Raw genomic sequence first — 1,090 nt, 5'->3', positions numbered from 1 at the left:
GTCCCCGTCGGATCGGTCCCCCACCCTTCCGAGCCCGATTCCCCGCACCCCGGGAGCACCGCGATGTCCAGAGTGTCCACGGCCTCCAAGACCTCCCAGACCTCCCAGACCTCCACGGCCTTCCCGGCGGCCCCCGGGCTCGGGACCCCCGGCGCCCACCGGGACGGCGCCTCCCGCCTCGTCGCCGAGGAGGTGACCCTGGCCTACGACCGTCGGGTCATCGCGGAGGACCTCACCGTCGCCGTCCCCGACCGGTCCTTCACCGTGATCGTCGGACCCAACGCCTGCGGCAAGTCCACGCTGCTGCGGGCCCTCGCCCGGCTGCTGCGCCCCACCGCCGGGCGGGTCCTGCTCGACGGCGCGGCCATCGACCGACTGCCGGCCCGTGAGCTCGCCCGGATCCTCGGCCTGTTGCCCCAGTCGCCGGTGGCGCCCGACGGCATCACCGTGGCCGACCTCGTGGGCCGGGGCCGGTACCCCCACCAGGGGATGCTGCGGCAGTGGTCGCGGGAGGACGAGCGGATCACGACCGGGGCGATGGCCGCCACCGGCGTGGACGCCCTGGCCGACCGGTACGTGGACGAGCTCTCCGGCGGCCAGCGCCAGCGGGTGTGGATCGCGATGGTCCTGGCCCAGCAGACCCCGCTGCTCCTGCTGGACGAACCCACCACCTACCTGGACATCGCGCACCAGATCGAGGTGCTCGACCTGTGCGCGCGTCTGCACGAGGAGGAGGGCCGAACCCTGGTGGCGGTGCTCCACGACCTCAACCACGCCGCCCGCTACGCCACCCACCTGATCGCCATGCGGGAGGGACGGGTGGTCGCCGCCGGGCCCCCGGTCGAGATCGTCACCGCGGAACTGGTGGAGGAGGTCTTCGGCCTGCCCTGCCGGGTGATCCGCGACCCGGAGAGCGGCACACCGCTGGTCGTTCCCGCGGCCCGGACGCGGGGAGCGGTCCCCGGGCGGTAGCGTCGGTCCCATGGACCACACGCCACCCAACGGCCCCGGGGACGGGAGGACCGTTCCGCACCCGGCGGAGCCCTCCGCGGGGGAGGCGCCGACCCCCGGGGGCGCGCCGGCGCCCGGG

Annotated in this window: 1 protein-coding gene; it reads left to right on the top strand. The window is 75.4% G+C overall.

Features of this window, described 5'->3' with window-relative positions; translation table 11 throughout:
* The first annotated feature begins 63 nt into the window (after positions 1-63).
* The gene (locus FOE67_RS26545; protein WP_182667364.1) at positions 64-972 is read left to right on the top strand and encodes an ABC transporter ATP-binding protein; all 909 of its coding nucleotides are present in this window, start codon (positions 64-66) and stop codon (positions 970-972) included.
* Positions 973-1,090: the final 118 nt, after the last annotated feature.

Source organism: Streptomyces calidiresistens (genome assembly GCF_014141525.1).
Taxonomy (GTDB): domain Bacteria; phylum Actinomycetota; class Actinomycetes; order Streptomycetales; family Streptomycetaceae; genus Streptomyces; species Streptomyces calidiresistens.
This window is presented reverse-complemented; position numbering and strand designations above follow the sequence as displayed.

Coding starts and splice junctions, on each gene's coding strand:
- FOE67_RS26545 (WP_182667364.1), top strand. CDS start 64: ATGTCCAGAGTGTCCACGGCCTCCAAGACCTCCCAGACCTCCCAGACC.